The 20,118-nt window shown below is 75.3% G+C and carries 3 protein-coding genes; all 3 read right to left on the reverse strand.

What is annotated here, in order from left to right:
- Positions 1–51 precede the first annotated feature (51 nt).
- The gene (locus AB0F15_RS42240; protein WP_360283055.1) at positions 52–9,924 is read right to left on the reverse strand and encodes an SDR family NAD(P)-dependent oxidoreductase; all 9,873 of its coding nucleotides are present in this window, start codon (positions 9,922–9,924) and stop codon (positions 52–54) included.
- A gap of 124 nt (positions 9,925–10,048) precedes the next feature.
- Positions 10,049–15,517: an SDR family NAD(P)-dependent oxidoreductase gene (locus tag AB0F15_RS42245; protein WP_360283057.1), complete on the reverse strand. Its 5,469-nt coding sequence runs from the start codon at positions 15,515–15,517 to the stop codon at positions 10,049–10,051.
- A 20-nt stretch (positions 15,518–15,537) separates the two neighbouring features.
- Entirely contained in the window at positions 15,538–20,109 is a 4,572-nt protein-coding gene (locus AB0F15_RS42250; RefSeq protein WP_360283059.1) for a type I polyketide synthase, read from the reverse strand.
- Positions 20,110–20,118: the final 9 nt, after the last annotated feature.

Consider the following 20,118-nt stretch of genomic DNA (forward strand, 5'->3'; position numbering starts at 1 on the left):
GCGGAAACCCGGACCAGCGCACCCGAGTTCGGTGCCTCGACGATCCAGCCGTCACCGAGGTACATCGCAATGTGGTGCAGGTTGCCGGGAGCGGTCCCTGGCCCGGATCACCGGCAGGTCCAGCCGGACCGGCAGCACGGCGGCGGCGTCCACGGCCAGTGCGGCGTCGAACAGGGCGGTGCCCTGCTCGACGGTGAGCAGCGGCAGGCCGAGCCGGGCCAGCCGCTCCCGGTCGGCGTCGGTGAGACCGGCGGTCATCCCGCTTTGCGGCGCCCAGCCGCCCCAGCCCAGCGAGCGGGCGGGCAGGCCCCGGGCGCGGCGGTGCTCGGCCAAGGCGTCCAGGAAGGCGTTGCCGGCGGCGTAGGCGCCCTGCCCGGCCGAGCCGAACACGCCCGCGGCCGAGGAGAACAGCACGAACGCGGCCAGGTCCAGGTCCCGGGTGGCCTCGTGCAGGTGCCAGGCGGCGTCGGCCTTGGGCCGCAGCACCGTGGCCAGCCGGTCCGGCGTGAGCGCGGCCAGCACGCCGTCGTCGAGGACGCCGGCGGCGTGCACGACGGCGGTGAGGGGGTGTTCCGGGTCGGCGGCCAGCTCGCCCACCAGTGCGTGCACGGCGGGCCCCTCAGTGAGGTCGCAGGCGACGACCCGGGCGTCCGCGCCGAGCGCACCGAGTGCGGCCACCAGCTCGGTGGCTCCCTCGGCGGCCGGACCGCGACGGCCGGCCAGCACCAGGCGCCGGACGCCGTGCCGCTCGGCCAGGTGCCGGGCCAGCACGGTGCCGAGGCCGCCGGTACCGCCGGTGATCAGCACCGTGCCCGCCGGGTCCCAGCCGGGTGCGGCCTCGCCGGGGGTGCGGCGGCCGAGCCGGGCGGCCAGCACCCGCCCGCCGGCCAGCCGCAGCCGGGGCTCGGTGCTGCGCAGGGCCTGGGGCAGCAGCCCGGTGAGGTCGGCGTCGCCGGGCACCTCGATCAGGCCGACGGTTCCGGGGTGCTCGGACTGGGCTGAGCGGATCAGGCCGCTCGCGGTGGCCCCCGCCAGGTCGTCCCCGGCCAGGAAGACCAGCCGGGCCGGCGGCGGTTCGGCCAGCCAATCCTGCAGCAGGGCCAGGGTTTCGGCGGCGCGTGCGTGCGCCGCCGCCGGGGTGTCGCCGGGAGCGATGGGCGCCAGCACCACCCCGGTGACGCCGTGTTCGCGCACTGCGGCCAGGCCGGCGTGGGCGGGGACGTCGAGGCCGGGCAGCGGGCCACCCAGCACGGCGACGGAGTCCACCGCCGGCCCGTCCGGGGCGACCGGTGTCCAGTCCACGCCGAACAGGCTGTCCGCCGGGCCGGTCTCGGCCGGCTGGTCGGCGGAGACGGCACGGACCCGCAGCGCGGCCACCGAGGCGACCGGGGTGCCGACCGGGTCGGCCAGTGCCAGCGCCATCGCGTCGGCGCCGTCCGGGCGCAGCCGGACCCGCAGCGCGGTCGCACCGGCGGCGGAGAGCCGGACGTCCTCCCACGAGTACGGCACCCGGCTCTCCCCCGGCCCGGCCAGCGCGAGACCGTGCAGGGCGGCGTCGAACAGGGCCGGGTGCAGGCCGAAGCCCGCGACCGCCTGGTCGCCTTCGGCGGTCTCCGGCAGGACCACCTCGGCGAAGAGGTCGCCGCCGCGGCGCCAGCCCGCCCGCAGGCCGCGGAACAGCGGCCCGTAGCCGAGGCCTTGGTCGGCGAGGGCCCGGTACAGCTCGGTGACGGCGACCGGCTCCGCGCCGTGGGGCGGCCAGTCGGTGGCGTCGAAACCCGTGTCGGCCGGTCCGGCGTCCGGGGCCAGCGTGCCGGTGGCGTGCCGGGCCCAGGGTGCGTCCGGATCCCCGGCCGGGCGGGAGAACACGCCGACCGCGCGGCGGCCGTCCTCGTCCGGAGCGCCCAGCGCGACCTGGATCCGCACCGGCTCGTCCTCGGCCAGCACCAGCGGCGCGGCCAGGGTGAGTTCCTCGATCCGGCCGCAGCCGGCCTCGTCCCCGGCCCGGATGGCCAGCTCGACGAACCCGGTTCCGGGGAACAGGGTCCGGCCGAAGATCACGTGCTCGGCCAGCCAGGGCTGGGTGGCGGTGCCGACGCGGCCGGTGAACAGCAGTTCGCCGCCGCCCCCGGCCACCTCGACCACGCCGGTGAGCAGCGGGTGCTCGACCGCGGCCAGGCCGCTGTCGGTGCGGCCGGCGCTCGGCGCCGGCCAGTAGGTGCGGTGTTCGAAGGCGTAGGTGGGCAGGTCGATCCGGCGGCCGCCGGGGTACCACGGGGTCCAGTCCACGGCGGCGCCGTGCACGTAGGCCTCGGCCAGGGCGCGGGCCAGCCGGTCCGGACCGCCCTCGCCGCGGCGCAGGGTGCCGATCGCCGCGGCCGCCGCGCCCGCCGTCTCGCGGATGCCCGCCACCAGCACCGGGTGCGGGCTGACCTCGACGAACAGCTCGTGCCCGGCGTCGGCCAGCGTCCGGACGGCGTCGGCCATCCGCACGGTCTCGCGCATGTTGTCGTACCAGTACTGCGGGCCCATCGTGGCGGTGTCGCACCAGTCGCCGGTCACGGTGGACAGGAACGGCACCTCGGCGGCGCGCGGCGTCAGGCCGGCCAGGCCGGCCAGCATCCGCTCCCGGACCCGCTCGACCTGCGCCGAGTGGGAGGGGAAGTCGCCGGCCACCTTCTTCGCCTGGACCCCGTCGGCGGCCAGGGTTCCGGTCAGCTCGTCCAGGGCCGCGTACTCACCGGAGACGACCACCGAGCCGGGCGCGTTCACCGCGGCCACGGACAGCCGGCCGTCCCAGCGGGCCAGCCGCTCGAGCACGTCCCCGGGCGGCAGCGGCACCGAGACCATACCGCCGCGGCGGTACAGCTCCTCGGCGATCAGCTTGCTGCGCAAGGTGACCACCCGGGCACCGTCCTCGAGGGACAGCGCACCGGCGACGCAGGCCGCGGCCACCTCGCCCTGGGAGTGACCGAAGACCGCGGCCGGGCGGACGCCGTGGGCGCGCCAGACCTCGGCCAGCGAAATCATCACGGCCCACAGCGCGGGCTGGGCCACGTCCAGCCGGTCGAGGCTTTCCGCCTCGCGCAGCACCGCGGTCAGCGACCAGTCCACGTGCGGAGCCAGCGCCTCGGCGCAGCGCTGCACGCTCGCGGCGAACACCGGCGAGGTGTCCAGGAGCTCGGCCGCCATCCCGGCCCAGTAGGCGCCCTGACCGGGGAAGGCGAACACGGTGCTGCCGCCGCCGGCGGTGCCGGTGACGGTGCGGGCGGCCGGCTCCCCCGCGGCGAGGGCGCGCAGCCCGGCGGTGAGTTCGGCGGCCCCGGTGCCGAGCACGACCGCCCGGTGTTCCAGCGCGGCCCGGGAGGTGATGAGGGAGTGGCCGACGTCGAGCGGGCCGGCCTCGGCCACCTCGGCCAGCCGGGCCGCCTGGCCGCGCAACGCGGCCGCGGAACGGGCCGAGAGCACCCACGGCACCGGACCCGTGGGCGCGGCCGGCTCGGCCGCCGAGGCGGCGGGCTCGGGCGGCGCCTGCTCGAGGATCGTGTGCACGTTGGTGCCGCTGACGCCGAAGCTGGACACGCCGGCCCGGCGCGGGCGGCCGGTCTCCGGCCACGCGGCGGGTTCGGTGAGCAGCCGGACCGCTCCGGCCGACCAGTCCACATGGGACGATGGCTGCCCGGCGTGCAGGGTGCGCGGCAGCCGGCCGTGCTGCATGGCCTGCACCATCTTGATGATCCCGGCGACCCCGGCGGCGGCCTGCGTGTGGCCGATGTTGGACTTGATCGACCCCAGCAGCAGCGGGGTCTCCCGGTTCCGGCCGTAGGTGGCCAGCAGGGCCTGGGCCTCGATCGGGTCGCCCAACGTGGTCCCGGTCCCGTGCCCCTCGACCGCGTCGACGTCCGATGTGGACAGTCCGGCGGACGCCAGCGCGTCGGCGATCACCCGCTGCTGCGAGGGCCCGTTGGGGGCGGTGAGGCCGTTGGACGCGCCGTCGGAGTTGACCGCGCTGCCGCGGACGAGCGCGAGCACGGGGTGGCCGTGGCGGCGGGCGTCCGACAGCCGCTCCACCACGAGCACGCCGACCCCCTCGGCCCAGCCGACCCCGTCCGCGCCGTCGCCGTAGGCCTTGCAGCGGCCGTCCGGGGCCATGCCGCGCTGCCGGGAGAATTCGACGAACACGTGCGGGGTGGACAGCACGGTGACACCGCCGGCCAGCGCCAGCGAACATTCGCCGTTGCGCAGCGCCTGCACGGCCAGGTGCAGGGCCACCAGCGAGGACGAGCACGCCGTGTCGACGGTCAGGGCCGGGCCCTCCAGCCCGAAGGTGTAGGCGACCCGGCCGGAGGCGATGCTCGGCGAGCTGCCGTTGCCGCGGAAGCCCTCGAAGCCGCGGCCGTCCAGCAGGCTCGCGTAGTCGTTGTACATGACGCCGGCGAACACGCCGGTGCGGCTGCCGTGCAGTGACGTCGGGTCGATGCCGGCCCGCTCGAACGCCTCCCAGGACGCCTCCAGCAGCAGCCGCTGCTGGGCGTCGGTGGCGAGGGCCTCGCGGGGGCTCATCCGGAACAGGGCCGCGTCGAATTCCCCGGCGTCGTGCAGGAAGCCGCCGGAGCGGGTGTAGCTGGTGCCGGGGTGGGCCGGGTCCGGATGGTAGAGCGCGGCGGTGTCCCAGCCCCGGTCGGCCGGGAAGTCGGAGATCGCGTCCACGCCCTCGCTGACCAGCCGCCACAGGTCTTCCGGGGAGGCCACCCCGCCGGGGTAGCGGCAGCTCATGCCGACGATGGCGATCGGCTCGTCGGCCCCGGCCGTGGTCCGCGCCGGGACGGTGGTGACCGGACCCGAGTCCAGCAGTTCGGAGATCAGGTAACCGGTCAAGGCGTGCCCGGTCGGGTGGTCGAAGACCAGGGTGGCGGGGAGCCGGACCCCGGTCGCGGCGCCCAGCCGGTTGCGCAGGTCGACCGCGGTCAGCGAGTCGAAGCCGAGGTCGCTGAAGGTGCGGGCGGGGTCGACGGCGGCGGCTCCGGCGTAACCGAGCACGGTCGCGACCGCGCCGCGGACCAGCCGCAGCACGTGCGCGGCGCGCTCGTCGGCGGACATCCCGGCCAGCCGCCGGGCGAGCTCGCCGCCGGCGGCTGCCCGGCCCGCGGTCCGGCGGCCGGGGCGCACCAGGCCGCGCAGCAGCGGCGGCACGGTGCCGGCCGCCCGGATCGCGGCCAGGTCCAGCCGGGCCGGCAGCACCACCGGCGCACCGGCGCCCAGTGCGGCGTCGAACAGGGCCAGGCCCTGCGCCACGGTCATCGGCGGCAGCCCCTGCCGGGCCAGCCGCTCCCGGTCGGCGTCGGTGAGGGTGGCCGTCATCCCGGCCGTGGGCACCCAGGCGCCCCACGCCAGGGCGGCGCCGGGCCGGCCGAGGGCGTGCCGGTGCCGGGCGAGGGCGTCGAGGTAGGCGTTGCCCGCGGCGTAGTTGCCTTGGCCCGCGCCGCCGAAGACACCGGCGACGGAAGAGAACAGCACCAGCGGGGTGGTCTCGGGCAGGAGTTCGTGCAGGTGCCAGGCGGCGTCCACCTTGACCCACAGCACCCGGTCCAGCTGCTCGGCGGTCAGCGTGGTCAGCACGCCGTCGTCCAGCACTCCGGCGGCGTGCACGACGGTCGCCGGGGCGTGCTCGGCCAGCAAGGCCCGCACGGCCTCGCGGTCGGTGACGTCGCAGGCCACCGCGGTGACCGTGACCGGCTCGGGGGAATCGGTGGCTTCCAGTTCGGCGATCAGCCCGGCCACGCCCGGGGTGCCCGGGCCGCGGCGGCCGGCCAGCACCAGCCGCCGGACGCCGTGCCCGGTGACCAGGTGCCGGGCCAGTTCCGCGCCGAGCCCGGTGGTGCCCCCGGTGATCAGCACCGGGCCCTCGACCGGCACGGTCCGCGACGGCGGGGGCAGCCGGTCGAGGCGGGCCGCGCACGGCCGGCCGTCCCGCACGGCCAGTTGCGGTTCGTCGCCGGCGGCGGCCCGGGCGGTCAGCTCGGCGGGATCGCCCGCCTCGTCGCCGGGGTCCAGGTCGAGCAGGACGAAGCGGCCGGGGTGTTCGGTCTGGGCGGTGCGGATCAGGCCCCAGACCGCGGCGGCGGCCAGGTCGCGGCCGTCCACGGCGCCGCGGGTGCGGAACACCAGCGGACTTTCGGGTGCTTCGGCGGCCAGCCAGTCCTGCGCGGCAGCCAGCGCCCGCGCGACCAGGGTCCGCGCCGCTTCGGGGCCTTCCTCGCCGATCAGCTCGACGACGGTGGGGCCGGGACCGGCCGCCGGCAGGTCCACCGGGGTCCAGGTCAGGCCGAACAGGGAGTTGCGGTCGACCCCCGGGGTTTCGCCGGGGATCTCCCGCAGCACGAGCGAATCCACCGAGACGACCGGCGCACCGGCCGGGTCGGCGGCCAGGATCGCCATCGTGCGCGGCTCGGGCCGGGTGACCCGCACGCGCAGCGCGGCCGCGCCCACCGCGTGCAGGGTGACGCCGCTCCAGGCGAACGGCATGCTGGCCGCCATCCCGCCACCGCGCTGCACCACCCCGGGGGCCTGTACAGCCCCGTCCAGCAAGGCCGGGTGCAGGCCGAAGCCGTCCGGCTCGAGGTCTTCGGGCAACGCGATTTCCGCGTACACCGTGTCGTCGTCCCGCCAAGCGGCCCGCACGCCCCGGAACACCGGGCCGTAGTGGAAACCGTGGTCGGCGAACCAGTCGTAGAAGCCCTCGAGTTCGCAGGGCTGTGCGCCCGGCGGCGGCCAAGCCGTCGCGAAACTGGTGTCCACTTCGGACGCGTCGGAAGTCAGTACGCCGGTGGCGTGCGGGGTCCAGGAGGCGTCCGGTTCGCCGTCGGGGCGGGAGTGCACGGTCAGCGTGTGGCTCTCGCCGTCCTCCGTCGCGGCCACCACGATCTGCACCTGCACCGCGTCGTGCGCGGGCAGCACCAGCGGCGCGGCCAGGGTCAGTTCGGCCACCCGGTTCCGGCCCACCTCGTCGGCGGCGCGCACGGCCAGTTCGACGAAACCGGTGCCGGGGAACACGATCCGGTCTCCGGCCACGTGGTCGGCCAGCCAGGGGTGGGTGCGCACGGACAGCCGTCCGGTGAAGACGGCGCCGGAGTCGTCGGCCAGCACCACGGCCGCGCCGAGCAGCGGGTGCCCGGTCCGGTCCAGCCCGGCCGCGCCCAGGTCGCCGACGCCGCCCGCCGGTTTCTCCGGCCAGAAGCGCTGGTGCTGGAAGGCGTAGGTGGGCAGCGGGACCGGGCGCGCGCCGGACCCGGCGAACCAGGCCCGCCAGTCCACCGGCACGCCTCGCACGTGCAGGGCGGCCAGCGCGGCGCCGGCGGCCTCCGGTTCCGGACGGTCCTTGCGCAGCAGCGGAACCGCCGTGTGGCCGTCGTCGGCCGGCAGGCAGTCCGCGACCGCGGCGGCCAGCACGCCGGCCGGGCCGAGCTCGACGAACCGGGTCACCCCGGCCTCGCGCAGGGCGCGGACCGCGTCGGCGAAGCGGACGGCTTCCCGGACGTGCCGCACCCAGTAGCCGGCGCTGCGCAGGTCGGCCGCGGCCGCCGGTGCCCCGGTCAGGGTGGACACCAGGGGCAGGGTGGGCTCGCCGAACCGCAGCCCCGCCACGGCTTCGGCGAAGCTGTCCAGCATGGGCGCCATCAACGGGGAGTGGAAGGCGTGGCTCACGCGCAGCCGTTTCCCCCGGATTCCCTGGGCGGACAGGGCTTTCTCGGCTTCGGCCACGGCGTCTTCGGCGCCGGAGAGCACCACCGACGCGGGGCCGTTGACCGCGGCCACCGACAGCCGGCCGGACAGCAGCGGGGCGACCGTCTCCTCGCTCGCGCGGACCGCGAGCATCGCTCCCCCGGCCGGCAACGCGGCCATCAGGCGGGCCCGGGCCGAAACCAGGGTGGCGGCGTCGGCCAGGTCGAGGACGCCGGCCACGTGGGCGGCGGCGATTTCGCCGATGGAGTGGCCGGCCAGGAAGTCCGGCCGCAGGCCCCAGGATTCGGCCAGCCGGTGGAGCGCGACCTGGAGGGCGAACAAGGCGGGCTGGGCCCCGCCGGTGTCCTCCAGCGCGGCCGCGTCCGCGCCCCAGACGATCTCGCGCAGCGGCCGGCCGGCGTGCCGGTCGAGTTCCGCGGCCACCTCGTCGAAGGCTTCGGCGAACACGGGGAACCGCGCGTACAGCTCCCGGCCCATGCCGAGCCGCTGCGATCCCTGGCCGGAGAACAGGAACGCCGTCCGGCCGGCCAGGGCGGTCCCGCTCAGCACGGCCGGATCGGGTTCGCCGTCGGCCAGCGCGCGCAGGGCGGCGGCGCGGTCCGGGCCGAGCACCGCGACCCGGTGTTCGAACGCGGTCCGGGTGGTGGCCAGGGAGAAGGCCAGGTCCAGGTCGGTGCCGGCGGCGGGTTCGGCGAGCCGGGCGGCCTGCGCGCGCAACGCTTCCGGGCTGCGGGCGGACAGCAGCCACGGGACGATCGGCGGCGCGATCCGCTCGGGCTCCGGGATGTCCTCGGCGTCCGGGGCCTGTTCCAGGATGATGTGGGCGTTGGTGCCGCTGATGCCGAAGGAGGACACCCCGGCGCGGCGCCGGTGGTCGGACTCCGGCCACGGGGCCGCTTCGGACAGCACCTGCACCGTGCCGGCGGACCAGTCCACCTGGGTGGAGGGCCGGTCCACGTGCAGCGTGCGCGGCACCCGGCCGTGCCGCATGGCCAGCAGCATCTTGATCACGCCCGCCACGCCGGCGGCGGCCTGGGTGTGGCCGATGTTCGACTTGACCGAGCCGAGCAGCAGCGGCCGCCCGGCCGGGCGCTGCCGTCCGTACGTGGCCAGCAGGGCCTGGGCTTCGATGGGGTCGCCGAGGGTGGTGCCGGTCCCGTGGCCCTCGACCGCGTCCACGGTGTCCGGGGCGACCCGGGCGTTCTCCAGCGCGGCCCGGATGACCCGCTGCTGGGAGGGGCCGTTGGGGGCGGTGAGGCCGCTGGAGGCGCCGTCGGAGTTGACCGCGGAGCCGCGGACCAGCCCGAGCACCTGGTGGCCGTGGCGGACGGCGTCGGAGAGCCGCTCGACCAGCAGCACCCCGACCCCCTCGCCCCACACCATGCCGTCGGCGGCGTCAGCGAAGGCCTTGCACCGGGCGTCCGGGGACATGCCGCGCTGCCGGGAGAACTCGACGAACACGGCCGGGTTGGGCATGACGGTGACCCCGGCGGCCAGCGCCAGCGAACACTCGCCACCGCGCAGGGCCTGGGCGGCCAGGTGCAGGGCCACCAGCGACGACGAGCACGCGGTGTCGACCGTGACGGCGGGGCCCTGCAGGCCGAGCAGGTAGGCCACCCGGCCGGAGATCACGCTCGAAGTGGTCCCGGTCAGCCGGTGGCCCTCGGCCTCCGGCGGCAGCGGGATCCCGGTGCCGTAGTTGAGGTGCACAGCGCCGACGAACGTGCCGGTGTCGGTGCCGTGCAGGCCGGCCGGGTCGATCCCGGCCCGTTCGACCGCCTCCCAGGCGACCTCCAGCAGGAGCCGCTGCTGCGGATCCATGGCCAGCGCCTCGCGCGGCGAGATGCCGAAGAAACCCGCGTCGAAACCGGCGGCCTCGCGCAAGAAGCCACCCTCGCGCACGTAGGTGGTGCCGGGGTGGTCGGGGTCCGGGTGGTACAGAGCCGCCACGTCCCAGCCGCGATCGACGGGAAACGGCCCGATCGCGTCCTCGCCGTCGTCGAGGGCCCGCCACAGGTCCTCCGGCGAGTCGATGCCACCCGCGTACCGGCAGGCCATGCCGACCACGGCGATGGGCTCGTGGTCCCGGGCCTCGGCGGCCTTCAGCCGTTGCCGGGCCTGCCGCAGGTCGTTGGTGACCAGCTTGAGGTAGTCACGGAGCTTGTCCTCGTTGCTCGCCATGTGTCCAGAGTTGCCTGCCGGCAACCAGGAAGCTGCTAATTCTCACCGGCCCCCGGGAGGCCGGTGAACGCGAAACCGCCCGTGGCCTGAAAGCCACGGGCGGTCTCCGGTCGTGCCGCGGTGCTCAGTCCAGGCCGAGCTCGGAGTTGATCAGCGCGAACATCTCGGCGTCGGTTGCCGCGTCGAGCGAGCCGGCGTCGTCCGGGTCCGCTTCCGGGACGTCGGTGAAGCCGTCCTCGAGCCGCCACTGCAGGGCGGCCAGCCGCTTGAGCAGGCGAGCCCGGGTCTCCCTGTCGAACTCCGAGGTGAACAGGGTCGCTTCCAGGCGGTCCAGATCGGCCAGGATGGCCGGGCCCTCCCCGTCGAGGCCCAGTTCCGCGCGCAGGTGCGCGGCCAGCACGGCGGGCGTGGTGAAGTCGAAGATCATCGACGTCGGCAGCCGCAGCCCGGTCTCGGTGGTGAGCCGGTTGCGCAGCTCCACCCCGGTCAGCGACGTCATGCCGAGTTCGAGGAAGCCGCGGTTGCGGTCGATCTTCTCGTCCGCGCCGTGGCCCAGCACGGCCGCGGTGCCCCGGCACACCAGGTCCACCAGCAGGTTGTCCTGCTCCCCCGCACTGAGCCCGGCCAGCCGCCCGGCCAAGCCCGGACCGTCGCTCGCGCCCATGGCGTTGCCGGCGGCGCGGCGGCCGGCCGGGACCAGGTCGCGCAGCAATGGCGGCACCGGGCGACCGGCCATCGTGCGCAGGTTCAGCGGCGCAGGCACCAGCAGCGGCCCGGCCAGCCCGGCCGCGGCGTCCAGCAGGTCCATCCCGGTCTCGGTGCCGATCGGCACGATGCCCTCGCGGCGCAGCCGGGCGAGGTCGGCCTCGTCCAGCGCTCCGGTCATGCCGCTGCGCTGCTCCCACAGGCTCCAAGCCAGCGCCGTGCCGGGCAGGCCGAGCGCGCGCCGGTGCTGGGCCAGTGCGTCCAGGAAGGTGTTGGCCGCGGCGTAGGCGGCCTGCCCACCGTTGCCGAGGATGCCGGCGAAGCCGGAGAACAGCAGGAAGGCGTCCAGCTCCGCGTCCCGGGTCAGCTCGTGCAGGTTGACCGCGGCGGCCACCTTGGGCCGCAGCACGGCGGCGAGCCGGTCCTCGGTGAGGCCGGTGAGCACGCCGTCGTCCAGCACACCGGCCAGGTGCACCACCCCGCGCAGCGGGTGCTCCGCCGGGATGGTGGCCAGCAGGGCGGCCAGCTGGTCGCGATCGGCGGCGTCGCACGCGGCCACGGTGACTTCGGCACCCAGGCCGGCCAGCTCCACACGGGTCTGCTCGGCGCCGGGGGCGTCCGGGCCGCGGCGGCTCGTCAGCAGCAGGTGCCGCACCCCGTGCTCGGTGACCAGGTGCCGGGCCAGCGCGCCGCCCAGGGTGCCGGTGCCGCCGGTGATCAGCACGGTGCCGGTGCCGCTCCAGGTCCAGCCGGGCCGCTCGGCCGCTTCGGGCCTCGCCAGCCGCGGCACCCGTACGACGCCCTCGCGCACCGCGAGCTGTGGTTCGCCCGACCGCAGGGCGGCGGCCAGCACACCGGGGCCGGGTTCGCCGTCGGTGTCGATCAGGGTGAACTGGCCGGGGTTTTCGGTCTGGGCCGAGCGCAACAGGCCCCAGATCCCGGCGCCGGCCAGGCCGTCGAGCGGTTCGCCGGGCCGGGTGCCGATGGCCCCGCGGGTGAGCAGCACCAGCCGGGAGCCGTCCGGGTACCCGGCGGCCAGCCAGGCGCGAACCTCGCGCAGCGCCCGGGAAACGGCGTGGCGCGCCGACGCCGCCAGCCCGCCGTCCGTGGTCTCGCAGCCGATCGGCAGCAGCACCACCGCGGGCGGCTGCTCCCGGTCCAGGCCGGCCACGCCGCCGGCGCGGGCCGGGATGCCGCCGAGCGGTTCGTCCCCGAGCACGACCCAGCCTTCGGTGTCCGGCGCACCGCCGGGCAACGCCGGTTCGACCCAGTCGACGGTGAACAGCGCGTCCCGGTGCCCGTGCCCGGCCGGGGCGAACCACTCGGCCGGGAATGCCTGCCACGACACGGAATCCACGCTGGCCACCGGAGCGCCCGTGGCGTCCAGGGCGAGCAGCGAGACGGCGTCCGGGCCCGCCGGGGTGACGTGCAACCGCAGCGCGGTCGCGCCCTCGGCGTACACCGACACCCCCTGCCAGCGGGCCGGCAGCACCGGGCCGTCGGCGGGGGCGAGCCCGGCCAGTGCCAGTGCGGCGGCGGCCTGGGTCAGCGCCGGGTGCAGCGTGTAGCCGGTGACCTTCGCGGACTCGGCGGGCAGGGTGAGTTCCGCGCACAGCCCGGTGCCGGTGCGCCAGGCCGCGGTGAGCGCGGCGAAGCCGGGGCCGTGCTGCAGCCCGGTCCGGTCCAGTGCCTGGTAGAGCTCCTCGACGTCGAGTTCGGTGGCCTGGGCGGGCGGCCACTCGGCCGGTGCCCCGGGCAGTGGGCGGTGGGCGGCCAGGGTGCCGGTGGCGTGTTCGCGCCAGCCTTCGCCGTCGCCCGGGCGGCTGTGCACGGTGACCGGGCGCGTCCCGTCCTCGCCGGGTGCGCCCAGGGTGACCTGGACCTGGACCGCCTCGTCCTCGGCCAGGACCAGCGGCCGGGTGACGGTGAGGTGGGTGACGGTGCCGCAGCCGGCCCGGTCGCCGGCCTGCCCGGCCCACTCCAGGAACACGGCGTCGGGCACGGTGATCGTGCCGAGCACGCGGTGCTCGGCCAGCCAGGGCAGCGTGGCCGCGGACAACCGCCCGGTGAGCACCGTGCCGCCGGAGCCGGCCAGCTCGAGGCCGGCCCCCAGCAGCGGGTGCGCGGCCGGGCTCAGCCCGAGGTCGGCGGCGTCGGCGATGCGGTCGCCGGGTTCGATCCAGTAGCGCTCCCGCTGGAAGGCGTAGGTGGGCAGGTCGATGCGGCGGCCGGTCGCGCAGCACGCGGCCCAGTCCACCGGCACGCCGCGGACGTGGGCCTCGGCCAGTGAGGCGAGCAGCCGGGTGCGGCCGCCGTCGTCCCGGCGCAGGGTGCCGAGCACGCCGGCGTCGGCGCCCGCGGCCTCGATGGTGTCCTGGATGCTCATGGCCAGCACGGGGTGCGGGCTGACTTCGACGAACACGTCGTTGCCCTGCGTCAGCAGCTCGCGCACGGCCGGTTCCAACCGCACCGGGTGACGCAGGTTGCCGTACCAGTAGGCGGCGTCCAGCGTGCCGGGCTCCACCCACCGGCCGGTCAGCGTGGACAGGAACGGGATCTCCGGTGTGCCCGGGGAGACCGCGGCCAGCGCGGACAGCAGCTCCTGGTGGATCTTTTCGACGTGGACGGAGTGGGAGGCGTAGTCCACCGGCACGGTCTTGGCCCGCAGGCCGTCCTCGGCGCAGGCGGCCACGAACTCCTCCAGGGCGTCCACGTCGCCGGAGACCACGACGCTGCCGGGCCCGTTGACGGCGGCCACGGACACCCGGCCGGACCAGCGGTCCAGGCGGGCCTCGACGTCGGCCTCGGACGCGGTGACCGAGACCATGCCGCCGTACCCGGCCAGGTGCTCGGCGATCGCCTTGCTGCGCAACGCGACGACCCGGGCACCGTCCTCGAGGGACAGGGCGCCGGCGACGCAGGCGGCGGCGATCTCGCCCTGCGAGTGACCGACCACGGCGGCCGGCTGCACGCCGTGCGCGCGCCAGACCTCGGCGAGCGAAACCAGCACCGCCCACAGCGCCGGCTGAACCACCTCGACCCGGTCCAAGGCCGCCGGCCCGCCCCGCAGGACTTCGGTGACGGAGAACTCGGTGAACGGCCGCAGCGCCGCCTCGCACTCGGCAATCCGGCGGGCGAAGACCGGCGACTGCGTCAGCAGTTCCGCGCCCATGCCCGCCCACTGCGAGCCCTGGCCGGGAAACACGAACACCACGCCGCGCCCGCCGCCGCTGCCGGGCCGGCCGAGCACCACGCCCGCGGCTGCCGTGCCCTCGCGCACCGAGCGCACGCCGGCCAGCAGGTCGTCCGGGGTCGTGCCGACGACGACCGCCCGGCAATCCAGGGTGGTGCGGGTGGTGGCCAGCGAGAACGCCACGTCGGCCGGATCGGCCTCGCGGGTGACCGGCGCGTGCTCGAGCGCGGCGGCCTGGTCGCGCAGGGCGGCATCCGTGCGGCCGGACAGCAGCCAGGGCACGGCGACCGGCTCACCGGCCGCGGCCGGCTCCGGCTCGGCCGGCGCGGGCGGGGCTTCCTCGACGATCAGGTGGGCGTTGGTGCCGCTCATCCCGAACGAAGACACCCCGGCCCGGCGCGGCTTCCCGGTGCGCGGCCACGGCGTGGCCTCGGTGACCAGCGCGACCGATCCCGTGCCCCAGTCCACGTGGGACGACGGCTGCTCGGCGTGCAGGCTGCGCGGCAGCAGGTTCTCCCGCATCGCCAGCACGACCTTGATCACGCCGGCCACCCCGGCGGCGGCCTGCGTGTGACCGAAGTTCGACTTGACCGAGCCCAGCCACAGCGGGGTCTCCCGGTCCTGGCCGTAGGTGGCGAGCACCGCCTGGGCTTCGATCGGGTCGCCCAGCGTGGTCCCGGTGCCGTGCCCCTCGACGACGTCGACGTCCGAAGTGGACAGTCCGGACGCGGCCAGCGCCTGGCGGATGACCCGCTGCTGGGCCGGTCCGTTGGGAGCGGTGAGCCCGTTGGACGCGCCGTCGGAGTTGATCGCGCTGCCGCGCAGCAGGGCCAGCACCGGGTGGCCGTGGCGGCGGGCGTCGGACAGCCGCTCCAGCACCAGCACGCCGGCGCCTTCCGACCAGCCGGTGCCGTCCGCGGTCTCGGCGTAGGCCTTGCAGCGGCCGTCCGCCGACAGCCCGCCCTGCTGGGTGAACTCGATGAACGGGTTGGGCGTGCAGAGCGCGGTGACGCCGCCGGCCAGGGCCAGCGAGCATTCGTCGTTGCGCAGCGCGGTGGCGGCCAGGTGCAGCGCGACCAGCGAGGAGGAGCAGGCGGTGTCCACGGTGAGCGCGGGACCGGCCAGGCCGAGCACGTAGGACAGCCGGCCGGAGAGCACGCTGGCGGCGGTGCCGGTGCTGGCCAGCACGCGCTGGTCGGCGCGTCCGGCGATGACCAGGTTGGCGTAGTCCTGGCCGGTGGTGCCGACGAACACGCCGGTCCGGCTGTCCTTGAGCGTGGCGGGGTCCAGCCCGGCGCGTTCGATCGCCTCCCAGGTGGTCTCCAGCAGCACCCGCTGCTGCGGGTCCATGGTGACCGCTTCGCGCGGCGAAATCCGGAAGAAGCCGGCGTCGAACTCGCCGAGGCCGCCGAGGAAACCGCCGCCGTCGGTGGCGCTGGCACCCGCGCCGAGCGCGGCCAGGTCCCAGCCGCGGTCGGCCGGGAACCCGGCGATCACGTCCCGGCCATCGGCCAGCACGGACCAGAACTCTTCGGGTGTGCCGACCCCGCCGGGGTAGCGGCAGCCGATGCCGACCACCGCGATCGGCTCGTCGGCGGAGGCCGCGAGCAGCTCTTCGTTCTGCCGGCGCAGCCTCTCGTTTTCCTTCAGCGAGGACCGCAGCGCCTCGATGTACTGGCTCTCCGAGTTGGTCATCGTCTCGCTCCCGATCGCGGTCAGTTGATCTGGGCGCTGTCGCGCACCAGCCGCAGCAGGCTTTCGCCGTCCATCTCGTCCAGCGAGCTGCCGCCATCCGGGCGGACGTCGCCGTCTTCGTCGGTCCCCTCGCCGTCCTCGGCCAGCCGGGTCAGCATGTCCAGCAGGCCCGAACGGCGGAGCCGGGCCGGCGGGATCGCCGCCAGCAGCTCCTGGTACCGCGCCGTCTCGGCGCCGCCGTCCCCGGCCGGACCGCCCGCGGGGAACAGTTCGGTCAGCAGGAACCGGGCCAGGACCGCCGGGCTCGGCCGGTCGAAGACCAGGGAGGCCGGCAGGGCCAGGCCGGTCGCGCCGACCAGTCCCTTGCGCAGCTCGACCGCGGTGAGCGAGTCGAAGCCCAGTTCGGAGAACGGCCGGTCGGGCGGGATGGCCGCCGGTCCGGCGTGGCCGAGGACGCGGGCCGCCGCGGCGCGGACCACCTTGACCAGTTCGCGCTCGCGCTCGGCGGCGGACGCACCGGCCAGGCGTTCGCGCAGTTCGGCCACGCGGTCCGCGGCGGGTTCGGCCGCGCCCGCGGTGGCCAGCGCGGTCCGCACCTCGGGCAGGTCGCCCAGCAGCGGGCTGGGCCGCTGCACGGTGAACCGGGGCGCGAAGGTGGCCCAGTCCACATCGGCCACGGTCAGCAGAGTCTCGTCGTCGTCCAGGGCCTGCTGCAGCGCGGCCACGGCGTACGCGGGACGCATCGGGGTGATACCCATGCTCCGGAGGACATCCAGGTCGGCTGAACCGGCCAGCATCCCGGCCTCGGCCCAGGCGCCCCAGGACACCGAGGTGGCCGGGAGGCCGTCGGCGCGGCGGGACTGGGCCAGCGCGTCCAGGTAGGTGTTGGCGGCGCAGTAGCCGGGCTGGCTGTGGCTGCCCCAGACCGCGGCGATCGAGGAGAACAGCACGAAGGCGTCCAGCTCGGCGTCGCGGGTCAGCTCGGCCAGGTGCCGGGCCGAGGTGACCTTGGCCCGCAGCGTGGTGTCGAGGCTGTCCGGGCCGAGTTCGGCGATGGGCTGGTGGTCGGCCACGCCGGTGGCGTGGAACACGGCCCGCAGCGGGTGCGGGCCGCCGATTTCGGCCAGCAGCGCGGCCAGCTGCTCCTTGTCGGCGACGTCGCAGGCGGCCACGGTGACCTGGGCACCGTGCGCGGCCAGTTCCTCGCGCAGTTCGGCCGCGCCCGGGGCGGCCGGGCCCCGGCGGCTGGCCAGGACCAGGTGTTCGGCGCCGTTCTTCGCGGCCCAGCGGGCGATGGTGGCCCCGAGGCCGCCGGTGCCGCCGGTGATCAGCACGGTGCCGCGCGGCCGCCACTGGCGACGGGCGCTGCCCGGGGTGCGGCGGGCTCGGACCACCCGGCGGGCGTAGCTGCCGGACTCGCGGATCGCGACCTGGTCTTCGCCGGCGGCCCCGGACAAAGTCGCGGCCAGCCTGCGGGCGGTCCGCTCGTCCAGCTCGGCCGGCAGGTCGAGGAGGCCGCCCCACTGCCGCGGGTACTCGAGCGCGGCGGCGCGCCCGAGGCCCCAGATCGTCGCCTGGAGGGGGTGGGGCACCGGCTCGCCGTCCTCGACGCCGACCGCGCCCGAGGTGGCGCACCACACCGGAGCGGTGATCCCCCGGCCGGCCAGTGTCTTGAGCAGCTCGGCCGTGCCGGCCAGCCCGGAGGGCACCGAGCCGAATCCGGCGCAGGCGTGTTCGGCGACGCCGAGCAGGGACAGCACCCCGGCGATCGGCTCGTCCACCGGCATCCGGTCCACTGTGGACCTCAGGACGGTCAGGCCCTGACCGGTCAGGGTGTTCTCGAGGTGGTCGACCCACTCCTGGTGCGTCCGGTCGCCGGGCTCGACGAGCAGCCAGGTACCCGGCCGCACCTCGTCCGGCTCGGGCAGCGGGGCCCAGGTGATCCGGTAGCGCCAGGGGTCGACCACGCTTTGTTCGCGCGAGCGGGTCCGCCACGAGGCGAGGGCCGGCAGGACGGTGTCCAGCGAGGCGTCGTCGAGGCCCAGTTCGCCGGCCAGGGTCCGGCTGTCCTCGCGTTCGACCGCGGCCCAGAACTCCTCGTCCACCGGATCGGCCTGGGCGGCCGCCGCCTTCGGGATCGGCCAGTAGGTCTGGTGCTGGAAGGGATAGGTGGGCAGCGTCGCCCGGCGTGGCCCGAGCGGGGCGAAGAAGGCGTCCCAGTCGACGCCGACGCCTTGGACATAGAGGGCGCCCAAGGCGCGAAGCAGGGTCTCGGGTTCTGGCTTGTCCTTGCGCAGGGCCGGAACCCCGGTCACGTCGTCCAGCTCAGCCACGTGGGTGGTCAGGGTGGCGTCGGGGCCGAGTTCCAGGAACGTCCGGACGCCCTCCCCGTGCAGGGTGTTCAACCCATCGGCGAAGCGAACGGTGTCCCGGACGTGCCGGACCCAATATTCGATACTCCCCTGGTCACTGAACCCACCGGTCACATTGGACACCACCGGGATCGTGGGCTCATGGAACGTCATCCCGTCCAACGCTCGCGCGAATTCCGCCAGCATCGGCTCCATCAAGCTCGAATGGAACGCGTGGGATACCGGCAGCCGCTTCGCGCGGTCCGCCCTGATCCCGTCGATCGCCTCCTCGGTGCCCGACAGCACCACCGCGCTCGGCCCATTGACCGCCGCAATCGACACCTCAGTCCACTGCCGCGCCTCTTCCTCGGTCGCCCGCACCGCCAGCATCGCCCCACCCGCCGGCAGCGCCTGCATCAACCGGCCACGAGCCGCCACCAGGGAACACGCATCCGCCAGCGACAACACACCCGCCACATACGCCGCGGTGATCTCCCCGACACTGTGCCCAGCAACGAAGTCCGGCTTGACACCCCACGACTCCACCAGCCGGAACAACGCCACCTCGACCGCGAACAACGCCGGTTGCGTGTATTCCGTCCGGTCCAGGCCATCTCCGGACCACATCACCTCGCGCAGATGCTCTATTCCCAGCTCCGCCAGCACCTCGTCCAGCGCCAGCGCGAACACCGGATACCGGGCGTACAACTCACGGCCCATCCCCGCCCGCTGCGCACCCTGCCCGGAGAACAAGACCGCCAGCTTGCCCCGCACCCGCGCACCACTGATCACGTTGGCGTGCACGCCTTCGGCCGCCCAGGACCGCAAGCTGTCCACGGCGTGGGCCTCGGCCAGCACCACCGCCCGGTGCTCGAAGGCGGCCCGGCTGGTGGCCAGGGACCCGCCGATATCCACGCTGTCCTGGTCGCCGATCCCTTCCGCCAACGTCCGGGCCTGGTCACGCAGGGCTTCCGGCGTGCGAGCGGAGAGGACCCACGGCACCAGCACGTCGTCCCGGACGACCACCGGCGCGGCCGGAGCAGGCTCGGGAGCCTCGATGATCGTGTGCGCGTTCGTCCCGCTGATGCCGAACGACGAGATCCCGGCCCGGCGCGGGCGGTGCACCTCGGGCCAGTCCCGGCTTTCGCTGAGGAGCGAGACCGCCCCCGATTCCCAGTCGACGTGCGAGGACGGGTCACCCGCGTGCAGGGACCGCGGGAGCACGCCGTGCCGCATCGCCATGACCATCTTGATGATGCCCGCGACCCCCGCCGCCGCCTGGGTGTGCCCGATGTTCGACTTCAGCGAACCGAGCCACAGCGGAGTCTCCCGGTCCTGGCCGTAGGTCGCCAGCAGCGCCTGGGCCTCGATCGGGTCACCCAGCGTGGTCCCGGTCCCGTGGCCCTCCACAACATCGATGTCCGATGTGGACAAACCGGCCGACGCCAGCGCCTGGCGGATCACCCGCTGCTGCGACGGGCCGTTCGGTGCGGTCAGGCCGTTCGAGGCACCGTCCTGGTTGATGGCGCTGCCCCGCACCACGGCCAGGACCTCGTGGCCGTTGCGGCGCGCGTCGGACAAGCGCTCCAAGACCAGCATCCCGGCACCCTCGGACCAACCGACGCCGTCGGCGCCGTCACCGTAAGACTTGCACCGGCCGTCCTCCGACAGCCCCCGCTGCCGGGAAAACTGAATGAACGTGTTCGGCGTCGCCATGACAGTGACCCCGCCGGCCAAGGCCAGCGAGCATTCACCCGCCCGCAGCGCCTGGACGGCCCAGTGCAGGGCGACCAGCGACGACGAACACGCCGTGTCGACGCTCACCGCCGGCCCTTCCAAACCCAACGTGTAAGACACCCGGCCGGACAACACACTCGGCGCACTGCCCATCCCCTGATACGCCTCGAACTCACTGCCCTGCAACAACTTGCCGTAGTCGCTGTACATCACCCCAGCGAACACACCGGTATCACTGCCCCGCAGCGAAACCGGGTCGATACCAGCCCGCTCCAACGCCTCCCACGAGGTTTCCAGCAACTGACGCTGCTGCGCATCCGTCGCCAACGCCTCACGCGGAGACATCCCGAAAAACTCGGCGTCGAACTCCCCCGCCTCATGCAGGAAGCCACCGCGTTTGGTGTACGAAGTGCCCGCATGCTCCGGGTCCGGGTGGTAAAGCGAGTCGAGGTTCCAGCCACGACCGGCCGGGAACTCGGTGATCGCGTCCACCCCGTCGGCCACCAACCGCCA

This window comes from Amycolatopsis sp. NPDC026612 (assembly GCF_040638285.1).
Taxonomy (GTDB): domain Bacteria; phylum Actinomycetota; class Actinomycetes; order Mycobacteriales; family Pseudonocardiaceae; genus Amycolatopsis.